The sequence below is a fragment of the Spirosoma lacussanchae genome, assembly GCF_005870035.1.
GTDB classification, from domain to species: domain Bacteria; phylum Bacteroidota; class Bacteroidia; order Cytophagales; family Spirosomataceae; genus Spirosoma; species Spirosoma lacussanchae.
On record NZ_SWJG01000001.1, the window covers coordinates 949,547 to 965,533 of the forward strand.

The following is a 15,987-nucleotide window of genomic DNA, read 5'->3' on the forward strand; positions in this document are numbered from 1 at the left end:
GCAATTCGGCATTTTTGCCGGGTACGTTTCTCCTCTCTGTATGCCCCACTTCTTCTTTTCTCTCGTACTGTGTCTGCTGTCTGCCCATGCGTTTGCCCAGCGCCTAACGGCCTATCAGCTCAGTAACTATGCCGGCACGAACGGCGCGTATCTGAATCCGTCTTCAATGGCTGACTCGCGGCTGGGTGCCCATATCAATCTGGCTACCGTGTCGTTTCAGGCCGCGGCTCAACCCCGCCTGCCGCTGGCTACGGTTCCTTTTGCCAGTGCCAGCCTGAAACTGCGCGGGCAGGACCTGGCCGTAAAAGAGGCAGACCTGCGCGGGCCGGGCCTGATGGTACAGCTGCGCGACAGTAAGGCGTTTGCGATCACAACCCGCTACCGGTCCGACATCAACCTGACGGGGGGCTATGATCTGATAGACTGGTTCGAAGGAAGTAAAGCACCACTCCCTGCCGGTAACCGCTCCGTGGCGCTCAGCTCCGATGCGTTCGGTGAGGTGGCTTTTTCCTATGCCATGCCCGTATTCGACTGGCAGCAGCATTTCGTGAAAGCGGGCCTTACCTACAAGTACATTCGGGGGCTTCAGTCGTCCAGCCTGCAGGCCAATGGCGATTTCAGCGCCCCGTCTACCCAGGTCAGCTATTCGCTGAACAGCCTGCAGACAACCTACTCAGACCTGGCCACGCTGAGCAAGCTGAACGTGGCCGATGTGTTGCTGGGTAGCGTTCCGGGAAGCGGGAGCGGCTTCGATATTGGCGTTACCTATGAGTTCAGGCCCCGGGCCGAGTCGTTCCGGTATCAGATGGATGGCAAGCCGATGTCCGATGTGACGCAGACCAAATACCAGTTCCGGCTGGGACTGGCCCTGCTCGACATCGGCTCGATCCGGTATAAAAATGCCAGCTCATGGACCGTTCAGCCCCGAACCGGTATGCTGCAGCAAGCGGCCGTTCAACCCCCAAAAACACCCACCGAGGTACGCAATGCCGTAGCGCAGTCGCTGGGCGTACTGCCCGAAGGAAGCATCGGGGATCTGACCCATAAACTCCCGCAGACTTTCTCGGTTCAGGCCGATGCGCAGCTGGGGAAGGGGTGGTTCTTCGGCGCGGCCTGGTGGAAACCGACCACCGCCGATGCTGCTGCCCAGCACCGGGCCGAACTGATTACCTTCGGGCCGCGCTACGAGTCGGCGGGCAGCGAGTTCTCGGTGACGGGCAACTACTGGCAACCACTCGGAAAGCTCTCGGTCGGCACCCACGTTCGGGTGGGGTTGTTTACGGTCGGTACCGATAACCTGCTTGGTTTCTTCAGCGATAACGGCCTGTCGGCCCACGTTTTTGCGGGTGTAGCCCTGCCCATAGGTGCCCGGCGACCGCCCGACCGCGACGGCGATTATGTGTCGAACCGCCGGGACCGCTGCCCCGATCTGGCCGGTATCTGGACGTTTCAGGGATGCCCCGATACCGACCGCGATGGCATTCAGGATAAAGACGATGCCTGCCCGCAGGATGCCGGACCCGCCGAAACAAAAGGATGTCCCGACGCCGATAAAGACGGTATATTCGATAAGAATGATGCCTGCCCCAACGAAGCCGGCCCGGCCCGGTTTAACGGATGCCCCGATACGGACAACGACGGAATCGCCAATAACGACGATGAATGCCCAACGGTGGCGGGTGTGCCGGCGCTGGGCGGCTGTCCTGATCGGGACCAGGATGGCCTGCGCGATAGTCAGGACGCCTGCCCCACCGAAGCAGGCCTGAAAGAGCTGGATGGCTGCGCCCTGAAAGCACTGGAGCCCCTTCCTGTTGCGGGCTTGTCGGCCGCCGAAAGCGCTCTGCTCCATCAACTGAACCGGCGCTGGCTGCTTGGGCCCAAACAGGATGATGATGCGATTGGGAACCTCAAAACGTACCTGTCGGCTAATCCGAAGCGGGTCGTTACGCTGGAGTTTTCGGGGGGCGATCAGGAGCCGCTGGTTCGGGTGGCAAATCTGTTCAAAGAAGAACTGGGCACGGCTTTCGGCGATACGAAACGGTTTCGTTTTTCGGTAGCCATCCGGCCGGGCACTGCAGCCGGTTTGCGGGTTTCGTTCAAAGATGAATAAAAAGGAGTCGAGCATCGCGTCGATAGCTGAAAACAACCTGCATGATGATCACTATTGGCTTCCGGCAATGCCTGAGTCGACCGGTTTTTAGGTATTTGGCCAGGGCCCTACTGACTGGGCTGCTGACTGTGCCCGGTGCCGATGCACTGGCGCAGGGGAAAAAGCGAATGCCGGAGCCGCTGAACTTACGTGACCATATCGAATATGCCCCATCGGTGAGTGCCGACGGGCAAACGCTCGTTTTTCAGTCGGATCGCTACGGGTTGTTTGTCAATGCGTATCGGAAAGTGCCGCGTATCAACGCCGAGGGGGATCAGCAGGCCGTCGACGATAAACTCAGTGCCCAGTTTTTCGGGGTTTATGAAGCGCATCTGCACCCGAGCGGGCAGTGGACCCGGCCCGAACCGATCCAGTCGATCAACCGATACGATAGCGATGGAATGACGCCCCTGATTGGCGGGCCCAGCATCAGTTACGACGGGAATTACCTGTTCTTCTTCGCCAACTTCCCAACTAAACCCGGTTTTGGCCGTGAGGATATTTATTACTGCGTTCGGCAGCGCGATGGCTGGGGGCCACCCATCAACGCCGGGCCAGCCATTAACACCAGCGGCTACGAAGGGTTTCCCAGTATTTCGGCCGATGGGCGCCGGCTGTATTTTGTCCGCGAAAACCTGACCAGCCGCTCCCGCGAGGGGCATACCTGCTACAGCATTCTGGTCTCCGAAAAAGGACGCGACGGCCAGTGGAAACGCCCGATCGAACTGCCCCCGCCGGTTAACCTCGACTGTGAGAAAGCGCCACGGATCATGGCTGACAGCCGCACCCTGGTGTATTCATCGATTAAAACCAAAGGCATGGGCGATTTCGATCTGTACATGAGTACCATGCAGGCCGACGGGCGCTGGTCAGAGCCGAAGAACTTACAGTACATCAACACGAAACGATCCGATCAGTCGGTAGCCATCAGTGCCTGCGGGGATCTGCTCTACTACGTCAGCGACGGCGACCTGTACACAACGGCCATTCCCGAAGAACTCCGTCCGTTTAAACTAGCTACCGTGCAGGGGTTCGTGACCGATTCGCTGACGGGCGCGCCCCTGCCGGCCCGGGTGGTAGTGACCGACGTGGCTTCCGGAAGCGTAATCACTACAGTCGAAACCAACCCGGCCGATGGGCGCTATACGGTGCTGCTGCCCATAACGAACGGATACCGGCTGTCGGTCAATGAGAAAGAATACCGGCTCATGAGCCGGGCTGTCGATCGGGCAGCTTACCTGACCTGCGCCGTAATTCCTGTTCATTTCCGGTTGAGATCTATTCGTACCGAAACCAGCACCCTGCCCGCAGCCGGCCGTCAGGCCGACGATATTGTGATTGTAAGCGAACCACCGCGGCCGGCGGCTACTGCTGTGGAATCTGTACCCCCGCCCGTAGCGGCTCAGAAACCGGCAGAGCCTGCTGTTGAGCGGATACGGGCGTCACAACCGGCGTTGGCCGATACCGCTCGTCTGGTGCTGGCCGATACCGTGCGCCGACAGCCCAGCATACTAACCATTAAAGTGTTCGCCATGCACATCGGGCAGCCGCTGCGTTCGGCCATCGTTGACATTACGTCGACAGCCAGCGGGAAAACGGAACAGTTTACCCTACCCGACGGGCGACTTGAGCAACAGTACACAACCGACGATGACCTGACGATCGAGGTGAGCGCACCGGGCTATACGTCGATTCGCCGAACGCTCCGCATCGACGTACCGGCGGGCGGGAAACGGTACGAGTTCGACGCGGAACTGGATGCTATTCGTTTTTTCCTGACGGTGCGGGCCGTCGACAGCCAGACCGGCCAGTCCGTTCCGAATGCACAGTTCCGGCTGGCTGGGCCTGGCCAGCCAGAGGCCCAGCCGTTGAAAACCGATGCGCGTACGCAGCAGGCCAGCGTTGAGGTATTTACCAAAGGAACCTACCAGCTTAGCGTCCTGGCCGAAGGGTACGAAGACCTGAGCCGGTCCGTTACCATCGATAAAGCGCAGAACGAGGTGGTGGTCAGGCTGGTGGCGAAACCCGTTGCGGTAGTCGTTCAGAAGGCAGACTCCAGCAGAATTAGGCCAGCACCAGCTCCGAGTCCCGAAACCGCAGCAACCTCGGTATCGGCGGTAGCTACCAAAGCGTTCGGTGTGGTTGAAAAAGGGAAACGCATCCGGCTCAACAAGCTGTATTTTGATCAGAGCAGCCCGGTGCTGCGTCCCGAATCGTATGCCGAACTTGATCAGCTGTATGAGGTACTGAATCAGTATCCGTCGATGCGTATCGAAATTCAGGGCCATACCGACAACCAGGGCGACTTCGATGCCAACGTTCAGCTCTCCCGCGACCGTTGCCAGTCGGTGGTTGATTACCTGGTTGGCAAAGGCATTCGCAAACAGCGGCTCCGGGCCGTAGGGCGTGGCCCTACTGAACCCGTAGCGCCGAACAATAACGAAGAAAACCGAAAGAAGAACCGCCGGGTCGAGTTTGTGCTGCTCTAGCCCCGAGCTGGTCACTGCATCTCCGGCAGCGGTCCGCGAAACGCGTCTTTCTTGGTCACGGCTGTTAATTTCACGGGCCGACCGTCGCGGGCCGACTGGTAGATAGCGGCCATGATTTTATGATCCTGTAGCCCTTCTTCGCCGGGAGTAAACGGTTGCTTATCGTTCAGGATGCAGTCCGAGAAGTGATCCATCTCGGCCGCAAACTGGTTTTTCTCGGCTTGTTTCGGTTGCTCTTTATGCTCGATTTTTCCGTCTGCATAAGACACCTCTGGCTGGAGGCCGTTATAGGCAAAAGCCGGATCGAGTCCCATCCAGCCGCGTTCGGCCATGACCCGGTAGCGACGGGTTTCGTGAACACCGTAGTGGGTGCCGCAGTTGGCGACGATACCACTCGGAAACCGCATCTGCCAGCTGACCATCTCTTCTACCTCCCGGAAACGGGCGTCGCCGGGTGTGCTGTGCTGATACGCGAACACTTCGGTGGGTTCTTCGCCCAGCAGGTAGCGGACCGTATTGAGACAGTACAAGCCGATGTCGGGCAGGGCCCCGCCACCCGCCAGGGCTTTCTTATGGCGCCAGTGATCCGGATTGGCTGAGTTCTGCACATTGAACGCTTCAACGAACTTGGTCTGACCAAATCGCTTCGACTGTATCATCTCCCGAATCATGCGGTTGTTGGGCTCATACTGAATCCGGTAAGCTACCATCAACTTTCGGTTGGCCTTCTGGCAGGCGTCGATCATGGCCTGGCATTCCTGGGGGGTGTTGGCCATGGGCTTTTCGCAGAGGATATGTTTCCCGGCCTGCGCACCCCGGATGGTGTATTCAGCGTGCATGCCGTTGGGCAGCACAATATAAATGACCTGAACTTCCGGGTTGTTTTTTAGCTGGTCGTAGGTTTCGTAGCTGTAGAGGCTGGTTTCTTTGATGCCATACTGCCGGGCTACTTTGCGCATTTTGTCCGGATTGCCGCTCACCAGCGCTACTACCCTCGACTTTTTACATTCGCCAAAAGCGGGTAGCAACTCTTCCAGGGTAAGATGGCCGAGACCCACCAGCGCATAGCCAACGCGCTGACCCGGGGCCATGGGGGTCGGCGTAGGGCCCGACTCCCGTTCGGTCTTTGCCTTCCAGGCTTCCAGCTTAACGGGATCTTCGGGTTTGTCGGGTACGTTGGCGGGGGGCGACGTGGCCGGGAGCTTTGGCACCGACGCTCCTCCTGCTGTACTGTATATGCCCGAGGCCGTAGTTGGGTTCCGGCTCGTCTGGCACGATGCGGCCAGGCTTCCGGCGAAGCCTACGGCTACGCTGCGCCCCGCCAGCCGCAGAAAATGCTGGCGTGACAAAGCGGTATCTGTGGTGTCGGCAGCCGACCCATTGGCGAGGTGTTCGAGTAATTTCATAACGTTGTAGCTTTGGTGACTGAACCTGCCGTTCGGGTCTTTGTTACGAAAACTAATCGACTGCATCCATGCGCCCTACTATTGACGAACTACATCATTCCGGGCAGTATCGACTGATAGAATCTTTTAAGATTGACGATATGAATCAGTTCATTATGCGAGAGCTGGGCACGGCCCCATCTCCGCAGCAATCCGCCCGGCAAAACTGGAAGAAAACACTGACCATGATGGGAGTAGGTGCCATCAGCGGGGGGCTTGGTTTTACTATTACCTACTACCTGGTAAGCAGCGTGGGCAAATCGGGCGCTGGAACAGAGTTATGGGAGATCGGCGCGGCCGTATTGGGTCTTTTTTTGTTGCTGCCTATTCATGAGCTCATCCACGGGCTGGCTTTCAAATACATCGGCGCGCCAAAGGTAGGGTATGGGTATTCCCTGAAAAGTCTGATGGTATACGCCTACAGCCAGCACTTTCCGGCTACCATGCGCGAAGTGGCCTTTGTGGCCGTTATGCCTTTCCTGGTCATCACCATCGGCCTGATTGTCGGCTGGGTACTCGTGCCAGCCTATCCTGTGTTCTGGATAGGTCTTCTGCTCATCCATAGCAGCGCCTGCATCGGCGATTTTGTCCTGATCCGGTATTGGTACAAACACCGCCCCCGCACCATCTATACCTATGATGATGTAGAAGGCGAACGCATGTCGTATTTCTTCGAACCCGTAGAGACGCAACCGCCCGGCCCTTGCGTCTCCTGACCGGATGGCTATCGTCTCCTGACCGGATGGCTTATTGCTGACGCGAATGAGACGCAATGGCCGGGCCGCCGGGCGGTTGCGTCTCTACCGGATCGGGGAATAATCGGTGGGTTTCATATAGACCGACTCGACTTTCTCGGTGATTTTGCCGTTGGCTTCTGAGGCTTCGCGGGCTTTGACCCAGTCGGGGTCGGCGGCAAAGTCCTTGAAATGCTGTCGGCCTTCTGCTTCGCTGGGATGGGCCAGGATGTAGATGAGTTTCGGTTGCTTCCCGTCGGCTTCGGTCGTAATCCAATAGCCGATATGGGTCATGCCGTGTTTACTGAACAGCTTGATCGTATGGTCCCGGAAGCGGGTCAGCAGGTTCGTCAGTTTACCACGGGGCGAGGTGTAGGTACGCATTTCGAAGATCCGCTCGGGATTTTTGACGCCCGTTTTAATAGTTGGCGACAGGCGCGATTCGGTCATGAAAATCTGGTCTACGTGGTCGACCAGCTTTCCGTTCGCTTCCGTTTTGGCCACCACCGCTTTCCATTCAGGATCATTACTGAATGCCTGCCACGAGGCTTCGCGGGCTTCACGATCGGGGTAGGCCAGTATATAAATCAATTCTTTACGGCTCGTATCGGTGGGGGTCCAGTAGCCAATATTTTCCATGCCATGTTTCGCAAAGAGCCGGGTGGTATACTGCCGGAACCGATCCACGATCTCAGCATATTTGCCGGGGGTGGGGTAGTAGATACGAATTTCGTAGAGCCTGGACGAAGCCGGCTTTCCCGGTGCTGCATTGGCATACAGAGTAGACACTGACAGCATGACAAGGGTCAGTAAAAAAGATAGTCTGGACATGATGGTAAAGACGGGCAGGCGATACTGATAGACGTGGTTGATACTGAAATGTAGGTTCGTACTGACGGGTCGGTAGGGGAGTGGTCAGCTACCGACGCTATGGGAGAAAAGCGAAAACCAGGGCCGCAATACTTGTAGAATAGCGCATAAACCCTATTTTTGTTGGTCACCCACCCCTATAACTAACGCTTTTAGTCTATGCTGAGCCGCGTTGCCAACTCTGTTTACTGGATGCACCGCTATATTGAGCGGGCCGAGAACTACGCCCGGTTCATGAGCGTGAATTTTAACCTGGCGCTCGACCTGCCTCCCAACGTAGATCAGCAGTGGGAGCCGTTGCTGATTGCTACGGCCGACAATCACCTGTTCGAGAAATACTACGACCAGCCCACCCGGGAAAACGTGATTCAGTTCATGACGTTCGACAAGCGGAATCCGAACTCGATTGTGTCATGTCTGAGCAACGCCCGCGAAAACGCCCGTACCATTCGGGAGGCTATCTCCAAAGAGATGTGGGAACACCTGAACCAGTTCTACCTCATGGTGCGCGACATGGCTCCCAAGCAGCAGTGGGGCCAGAATCAGACGCAGCACTTTTTTACCGAAGTACGCAACAGCACCCAGCTGTTCTACGGCATCATCGACGCAACCATTACTCGCAACGAAGCCTGGCATTTTGGGCGGCTGGGCCGGTTTCTGGAGCGCGCCGACAAAACATCGCGCTTTCTGGACGTGAAGTATTTCACGCTGCTGCCCGAAGTAGATGCCGTTGGGTCAACCATCGACCTCATGATCTGGTCGGCCGTACTGAAGTCGGTCAGTGCGTATAACATGCACCGGCAGCAGTACCGCAGCCTCACGCCATCCAGCATTGTCGAATTTCTGATCCTGGACAAGATGTTTCCCAGGGCGGTAGCCCACTGCATTCGGCAGGCCGAGCTGTCGCTGTATGAAATATCGGGTAACAACCCAACCCAGGGCTTCGGTACCCCCGCCGAACGGGCTCTCTCAAAGCTTCGTACCGAAATCGAGTTCACCGAAACCGCCGACATTTTCAAAGCGGGCCTGCACCAGTACCTCGATCAGTTTCAGACACGTACGAACGAAGTGGGTACGGCCATTTTTCAGACCTATTTTGATCTAAAACCGGTAGAGGCCTAGTGACAATGTTCAGGAATAGCTGTCTGTAAGCAAGCTATTCCTGAACATGATTACCATTCGTATCGACGATAAGGATTCGTCGTTGTTAGCCGTTTCGTTTCCTGCCGACCCCATCGGTAATAACCAGATTGGGCAGGTACCCGGCCGCCGGTGGAGCTACAGTCGCCGGTGTTGGGTAGTACCTAACACCCGCGCAAGCGTTGTAAAGCTGGGCCAGTTGTTCGGCAAAGAGCACTGCCGGTTCGATGAGGCCGTAGTACGGCTTTACAAGCCCCAGGCAACCGTTTCCGAAGTGGAAAACGCGGCCAATCCGCCCTGGCCGCCCATCGGCAAACAACAGCCGGCTTTCCATCGAAAACCATTTCGGTACGCTCCGCCCCAGCGTGCGTATGACCAGCATCCGGTCATTGTGGCCGTTGCCGATGCGATGCAGATTGGCAACTACAGCCAAAAAACGGCCAAAAATTACAAACAGGCCCTGATTACGCTTATTCAGTACACGCAACCGCAGGAATTAATAAATCTCGCGAAGGCCGACTATCAGCAATACCTGCTTTTTCTGATTCAGGTAAAACGGCTTGGACCGGCAACCGTCAACGTGCATATAAACGCCTGGAAATTCTATCAGGAAAAAGTTTTACGGCGAGACCGAGCCGTTTACGACGTTGACTACCCACGGCAACCCCGCCGATTGCCTACCGTGTATAGCATAGCCGAGGTGAAGGCTATAGTTAACGCTACAACCAGCCTGAAATACCGAACCTTATTTCAGCTGGTGTATGCCACCGGCCTGCGGCTTAGCGAAGTAGCCAGCCTGCAACTGACCGACCTTGACCGAACCCGGCATCTCATTAACGTGCGGGGTGGCAAAGGCAGAAAAGACCGCGCGGTAATGCTTTCCGAAAAACTGGACGGTCTGCTTTCTGACTACGTAGCCACGTATAAACCCCGGACGTATTTGTTTGAAGAAAGTCAGACCAGCGAGCCGCTGGCAACCCGGACCATCCAGCTCGTTTATGCGCAGGCAACGCAGGCGGCCGGTATTCGGAAGCGTGGCGGTATTCATACCTTACGGCATTCGTTTGCTACGCACCTGCTGGAAGCTGGCACCGACATACGGTACATTCAGCAATTATTAGGTCATGAGAGCATCCTGACCACCATGCGTTACACGCACGTGACGGCTGATAAAATCAGTAAGCTCAAAAGTCCGCTTGATGATCTGTAGCCTCATGTCGGCGCAGCAGTGGGCGGAGTTGGGAGAGACTATAAAATTCAGTTCTGAGTATATACCCCTGTGTAGTGCCAATGATGACTCGTTTATTGGTTTTTACCTGTCCACGTGTGTCAAAGCGGTAAAGCTGTTTATGGTGGCCGAAGAAGTAGTTCGGAAACCCGTCGATGTCCCAGATACGCTCGACCCGTTGAAGAACACAACCTTTTTTTGCCATGCGGGTTGTCTTGTTTTGCTACTTTACGTATGCTTGTAATGCCTTTACTTACCACAAGGTAAATATAGGTAGAAGTACAAAGGGCATTATAACGCTTAATATGAAAGTGCTGACTATCAGGCTTTTCATATTAAGCGGTCTTGCGTACAATACTATGTTGGGTGCTGCAACAAGCTGAAAACAACGTAGTAGTCAGCTTTCGGTCGACAGGGTGCACGTCTCGACAGGCAACTTTTTGGCTTGTTAGTCAAGTTTCGGTCGACACGAGAACCGCCCCGGTCGGTCAGGCTGACAAAAAGTGAGTTGGCTCGTAGCGTTCGACAGAAAAAGCTACAGTAGAGTGCAAATTAATTCAGAAATGAAAGTAGATTTCGTGGCAATTTTCGGTATTATTTTTATCTATAATATCCTGTTTATAATCTGGCTCATACAAGTCAAAATTTATTGGTGTTACAAAGTGATTCAGTTACGAGATAGTAAACCCGTACTAAGTTTGTTGACGTATACGTTTAAGCCAGATTTTAGAAAACTGCTTTATATCTATTATTTTCTGAGTGCTGATGAAAATGATACTCCAGCAATTGAACACTTACGTAGTAGACACAATTGGCTTTGCGTTTTTATCGTCGGTGATTTTACCGGTACGTTATTACTTGGCAGTATTCCGTATTGATGCTTTTTTTACTTCGCGCAGTTTACCTGTCTTGCGACAGGTTGCTCGTCCCGAGGTTAGGCTGACAGCCCAACAGCCACTGTGTTCGCTCACGAACGAAACCAAGAGAACGCATGAGAACAGGAGGCCACCTTTTGCCCCTATATTTACCTGGCTGTCAGTAGCCCATTCTGGGAAGATCGTCCCTGTCTTTTGGTGCTCATCAACCCGTCCAACTGCCCGATTTGGCTATTTGTCATAGATTGCTTGGCACTTTATGCTTTGAGAACCCAATTGGTAGAAGAGCTTGGCTCTTACTCCGTACATCATGATTATCGTTCATCTTTAATAGCCCGCTGATAGCCCTTTGTTTCAACTGCTTACTACCCCTCAAGCATGAAAAAGCAAGACAACTATCTGGCTATGCCCATCGTCCACCAGCAGGTGGCAGGTATCGACATTGGCTCTCAGTTTCACGTTGTAGCTGTGGGCGACGATCCTAAAGAACACGTCAAACAGTTTGGTGTATCGACCAAAGAATTGTTTAGGCTGGCCCAATGGCTGACCGAGCATGAGGTCAAGCATGTGGCGATGGAAGCAACGGGCGGCTACGAAAAACCATTAGTTAATGTACTTCAGGAATCTGGTTTTGACGTGTTGGTGACAGCCGGTGCCAACACGAAAAACTACCGACGTTTCAAATCAGATACGTCGGATGCTATCCACATCCGTACCCTGCACAGTCTGGGTTTGTTACCGCCCATTTTCCTGCCTGATGAGTTTTCCACGCTCATCCGACCTTTAGTCCGGTTGCGCAGGACGCTGGTGGAGGATGCCGCAGATTACATCCGGCGTATCCAGAAGGCACTGCGGGCGGGTAACATCCGGCTTGATGCAGTATTAACGGACACCAATTCGGTATCAGGCTTGCGGGTGATTGCCGCCATCTGTCAGGGCCAGGAAGACCCGGTCGAACTGGCCGGGCTAGTCGACAGTGGCTGTAAAAAGAAACCTGTCGAAATTATTGAACTGCTGCGGGGCAATTGGAATGGGGCGATGCGTTTTGAAGTGCGCAGCAACTATCGGCTTTATCTGAACCTCCAAAATGAGATTACTGAGTTGGACAAGGAACTTGACCGACACTTCACTGATCATACCAACGGGTTGGAGCAACCTAAGGCTGTAGCTGACCCCACGGTTGGCCGGGTGAAACTGCGTCAATCGCGCAACACTCCGCGTCTACCTATCGAGCAATATGCTCACAAGTTGCTGGGAGTGGACTTAAGCAACATTCCTGGCTTTGGTCGGGATGCGTTGTTGACGTTCATGGCGGAAGTAGGCGAGTCGATCCGCAAGTTTCACTCGGCCAAAGCCTTCGCCAAATGGCTGGGTTTCACACCGAACAACAAAGCGTCGGGCGGTAAAGTGTTGTCGAAGAAGACGTTAAAGAACAAATCAACCTTGCCCAACACGTTCCGAATGGTGGCTAACTCGCTGGGCAACATGAAAAAACCGAATCCGTTAACGGCCTTCTTCCAGAAGATTGCCTACAAAGCAGGCCGAATCAAAGCCATTACGGCCACAGCTCGTAAGTTAGCGGTAGTGGTCTACAAGATGCTGACTACGAAAGAAGCGTATGATCCGGGCAAGTTGGTTCGGGATGGGGAGCAAGTACGGCAGCAACAGATTCGTCAGATGAAGAAAAAGCTGCTAAAGTTTGGGATAACGGGCGCAGATTTGGGGCTTTTTACTAACTTGGGTGAAGCTTGATAATGAGGGTGTTAGGAGGCATGCGTACATCAAGATGGGTATGTAAAGGTGCAAGTACGTTCGTTCGTACGGACTTATGTGCCGACCATCAGCCCCCGTAGGCGTTGGGCGCAAATTTAAAATTCCGTGATCGTTTGGCGGTCCTGGGCGACAAGCTTCATGTCCCGAAGGGTAGCGCTGGGCTTCCATTTCGGGTTTCGGGCGACAAGCCGGACGCGCCAATTAGTCAGTTTGATAAGTAACGTCAATACCTGCGGGTGTTAGACGGACCATTTGTTAAATGTTCGTGTGCCTGCGTTCGTGCAGCAGGGACGTAGACCTAGGTATAGCTCCATCGTAGACAAAGTAGTAATGAACACCAGACTGATATTTTTAGGAGTTAGCCTGCTCTTGATAGTTGTCTCTTTATGGGCTGGTCGTAGTGAAGTTGACATTCAACTTTATGACACGTATTACGTCATCGGCTGGGGGATTCTGCTCAGAGGGGTAGGTTTGTTATGTTTTCTGATAGGAACAATTCACTATTTGCTTGCCCGTCGGGTTAACCGGTAGTGATGCTCTAAGTAGTCAGCTGGCGGGGTTTAAAAGTCGCAGGCCGCCCTGGCTTACGAAGGCACGCTCCGGGAGGCCGCGCTTTTAAGCTCGGTGCGGTATATATGACGGTTCCAGGTAAGGCTGAATTGGCCAGAAAGTGGTCCGATAACGGTATATGTACCCGATAAAATAACTTTGATTTTGCTACATTAGCTGTATGAAAAGCCCGACAATTCAGGAGATGAGCAACGAGGCTTTGCTCAAACGGAAAAGGACGACCGAAGTTGTAACAGCTGCGCTCGGTGGGTTACTCTCGCTATTGCTGATAGCCGCTCTCTTTTTGTGTTTTAACCAGCAGGCTTCCATCGGGCTCCCCCTGCTGATAATTCCCCTGGCCTTGTCTTCAGTTCTCTATATCAATATAAATGATGTGAGGGCTGTCAAAAAGGAACTGCAGGCGCGCAGCCAGGTTTTTTGACTTCAGGCCGCGCTATGGCTTCCTGATCGGCAGGCTACTCGTGCCGCCCTTTGCTCGACCGAACAGGAAGCAACGGGTAGAGCCCGATGCGCAATCAGATACCTCGTTTAGCGTCAACACCCGTTGGCATTAGCTGATGGTTTAGGTCGGTTAACCGGCGTTGTTGTTGACATCGTTATTGGATCAGACAATCAGGTTTATTTATTACTCAGCATGGAAACTAGCGATCTGGTAAAGCAAATCGACTTTATCAAGGAGATTGATAAACTCAAATACATACAGCGTAAAACAAAGCTGTTTAACAGCAACAGACCCGAAAACGATGCTGAGCACAGCTGGCATCTGGCCATGATGACCATTGTGCTGGCCGGGCACTCCGATGTTCCGGTTGACGTCCTGAAAGTCATCAAAATGGTATTGATTCATGACATTGTCGAGATCGACGCTGGAGATACGTTCATTTATGACACGCAAAAAAATCATACGAATACCAACGAAGAGTTAGCGGCTGCCCGACGCATATTCGGGTTGTTGCCACAAAAGCAGGCTGATGAGTTTATAGCGATCTGGGAAGAGTTTGAAGAGGGGCTGACGGCTGAAGCGAAATTTGCCCGAGCCATGGACCGGTTTGAACCGCTGCTCCAGAACACCTCAAACAATGGTGGAACCTGGGCGGAGTTCGACGTCAGGTATCAAAAAGTATACGACAAGAAAAAAGCGATTAAAAACGGGTCGGCAGCGGTTTGGAAGTACGCCGAGGGCCTGATCAACGAGAGTGTCGAGAAGGGCATCCTGAAGAAGTAGTACACAGCACGGGGCCTGACTGCCACGTCACGAGAACGTTTAAATCAACGAGTGTCCTCAACGACCGGTTATGGAAGACACGCAGCGCGAAACGAAAACGACAGCCCCTTTTTACAGCCCGTTTGCCCAGACATACCTGCACGGCACCAAAGCCGACCTGAAGGTGGGTGACTTTATACAAGTGGGCTTCAGCTCAAACTACGCTCAGTACGATAAACTGAACCACATTTACCTGACCGCAACGCTCGACGCAGCTGTCTGGGGTGCCGAACTCGCATCTGGCGAGGGCCGCGAACGGATCTATCTGGTAGAACCAACGGGGCCGATCGAAGATGACCCGAATCTGACCAACAGGAAGTTTCCGGGTAATCCGACGATGGCATACCGCTCCGTGCATCCCTTCAAAGTTGTTGGAGAGGTTACGCTCTGGCAGGGACACTCACCAGAACAGGTTAAAGCCATGAAGGATGGCTTGGCCAAACTGAGAGAGCAGGGGCTTGATACTATAGAGAATTAAACGTGGCCCGCTCCGCGTTGGGTCGTTTTTCAGTATCACCCGTTCTGCTAGCCACCAGGCGGCAAAACAAGACAGTCAGTCACACTAAAAAAGGGACGGTTTGGCGCCGTCCCTTTTGTATATATGATAGAGAATGTCAGTAAAAAATCGGGAACGTCAGGGCCAGGTAAGGCATGCCCGCGCGGTGTCGGAAGCGGTTGTTGTCGGCAATGACGTCGCGGTTCTGAACGGTTGCTTCGGTGGTGAGCCACTGGTAGCCGAGTTTCACGCCCAGGCGCTGCGAAACGTTAATCCGGGCGTATACCTCGGTCGAGAGGGTGCCGATGTCGTTATCGCCCAGCAGCCGCAGGTTAACCCGGCTTGGGTACGACCGCTGAAAGGTATTGGCGCCCTGGAAGAAGACATTCGCCGAATCGCTGCCTGAAGCACTCTGTATAGTAAACTGACCCGTAGACGAGCGGTAACGCCCCGTGCGCCAGCGACCCAGCGTGAGACCCAGTACGTCGGCACTGGCTCCCAGAGTTACCCGCCCGAGGTTGACCTGGGCACGAATGCCTACGTTCAGCGAGGTGGCGGTAATGTAATCATAACGAACGGTGTCTACATTACGCACTACGAGGGGAGCTCCCAGCGCTTCGAAACCGGTTTTCTCACGCGTGAGCCGGGCCGGAGCCGTGTAGTAATTGAGGTTATCCCCGTAAAAGGCGCCGAGCCGCAGTGTCCAGCCCAGGGCAAAGAGCTTTCGTTCGCCGATGTTTATGAGTTGATAATAAGCGAGGGAAGGATTGTAGTGATCTTTCGAGTAGGCCATCCCCAGATCGTATCCGCTGCTTAGGCGGGCTGCCACCGGCGACTGGGCAAAACTTTGAACGGATAGCAGGAAAAACAAACCAGCAAAAACTGTCTTCATGCGGGCAAAGATAGAGAAAGCGAATAAACAGAAGAAGGAGGACACAAAGAAGGGAGTTAACG

General features: G+C 54.2%; 12 protein-coding genes. 9 read left to right on the top strand and 3 right to left on the bottom strand.

The window, feature by feature from the left end; translation table 11 throughout:
- Positions 1-40: 40 nt before the first annotated feature.
- Both FBR45_RS03915 and FBR45_RS03920 read left to right on the top strand, forming a co-directional pair.
- Complete coding sequence (locus FBR45_RS03915) at positions 41-2,110, top strand: DUF5723 family protein (protein ID WP_246082098.1); 2,070 nt, start codon at positions 41-43, stop codon at positions 2,108-2,110.
- A 95-nt stretch (positions 2,111-2,205) separates the two neighbouring features.
- Positions 2,206-4,638, top strand: coding sequence for an OmpA family protein (locus FBR45_RS03920; protein ID WP_171044827.1), 2,433 nt, complete (start codon positions 2,206-2,208; stop codon positions 4,636-4,638).
- A gap of 11 nt (positions 4,639-4,649) precedes the next feature.
- Here the strand turns inward: FBR45_RS03920 and FBR45_RS03925 are convergent, their stop codons facing one another.
- Positions 4,650-6,044: a Gfo/Idh/MocA family protein gene (locus FBR45_RS03925; protein WP_138499505.1), complete on the bottom strand. Its 1,395-nt coding sequence runs from the start codon at positions 6,042-6,044 to the stop codon at positions 4,650-4,652.
- A 140-nt stretch (positions 6,045-6,184) separates the two neighbouring features.
- Between FBR45_RS03925 and FBR45_RS03930 the strand changes: the two genes are divergently transcribed.
- Positions 6,185-6,799 (top strand): DUF3267 domain-containing protein, encoded by a 615-nt coding sequence (locus FBR45_RS03930; protein ID WP_171044828.1) that lies wholly within the window; start codon positions 6,185-6,187, stop codon positions 6,797-6,799.
- 84 nt (positions 6,800-6,883) lie between these two features.
- Here the strand turns inward: FBR45_RS03930 and FBR45_RS03935 are convergent, their stop codons facing one another.
- The gene (locus tag FBR45_RS03935; protein WP_138499509.1) at positions 6,884-7,648 is read right to left on the bottom strand and encodes an NIPSNAP family protein; all 765 of its coding nucleotides are present in this window, start codon (positions 7,646-7,648) and stop codon (positions 6,884-6,886) included.
- Positions 7,649-7,846: 198 nt separating this feature from the next.
- Here FBR45_RS03935 and FBR45_RS03940 point away from each other — a divergent pair, with 198 nt between their 5' ends.
- The 6 genes from FBR45_RS03940 to arr all read left to right on the top strand — a co-directional run bounded on the left by FBR45_RS03940 (position 7,847) and on the right by arr (position 15,015).
- Positions 7,847-8,809: an alpha-E domain-containing protein gene (locus tag FBR45_RS03940; protein ID WP_077924060.1), complete on the top strand. Its 963-nt coding sequence runs from the start codon at positions 7,847-7,849 to the stop codon at positions 8,807-8,809.
- Between the two features lie 46 nt (positions 8,810-8,855).
- Positions 8,856-10,037: a tyrosine-type recombinase/integrase gene (locus FBR45_RS03945; protein ID WP_138499511.1), complete on the top strand. Its 1,182-nt coding sequence runs from the start codon at positions 8,856-8,858 to the stop codon at positions 10,035-10,037.
- Positions 10,038-11,308: 1,271 nt separating this feature from the next.
- Positions 11,309-12,682: an IS110 family RNA-guided transposase gene (locus FBR45_RS03955; protein WP_138499515.1), complete on the top strand. Its 1,374-nt coding sequence runs from the start codon at positions 11,309-11,311 to the stop codon at positions 12,680-12,682.
- A gap of 751 nt (positions 12,683-13,433) precedes the next feature.
- Positions 13,434-13,694: a hypothetical protein gene (locus FBR45_RS03960; RefSeq protein WP_138499517.1), complete on the top strand. Its 261-nt coding sequence runs from the start codon at positions 13,434-13,436 to the stop codon at positions 13,692-13,694.
- A 213-nt stretch (positions 13,695-13,907) separates the two neighbouring features.
- A complete protein-coding gene (locus FBR45_RS03965) occupies positions 13,908-14,498 on the top strand; it encodes an HD domain-containing protein (protein WP_138499519.1) in 591 nt (196 codons plus the stop codon).
- 70 nt (positions 14,499-14,568) lie between these two features.
- Positions 14,569-15,015: an NAD(+)--rifampin ADP-ribosyltransferase gene (gene arr, locus FBR45_RS03970; protein ID WP_138499521.1), complete on the top strand. Its 447-nt coding sequence runs from the start codon at positions 14,569-14,571 to the stop codon at positions 15,013-15,015.
- Between the two features lie 136 nt (positions 15,016-15,151).
- On the opposite strand, the gene FBR45_RS03975 is transcribed toward arr, so the two are convergent.
- On the bottom strand, positions 15,152-15,925 hold the full coding sequence (locus FBR45_RS03975; RefSeq protein ID WP_138499523.1) for a hypothetical protein: 774 nt from the start codon (positions 15,923-15,925) through the stop codon (positions 15,152-15,154).
- Positions 15,926-15,987: the final 62 nt, after the last annotated feature.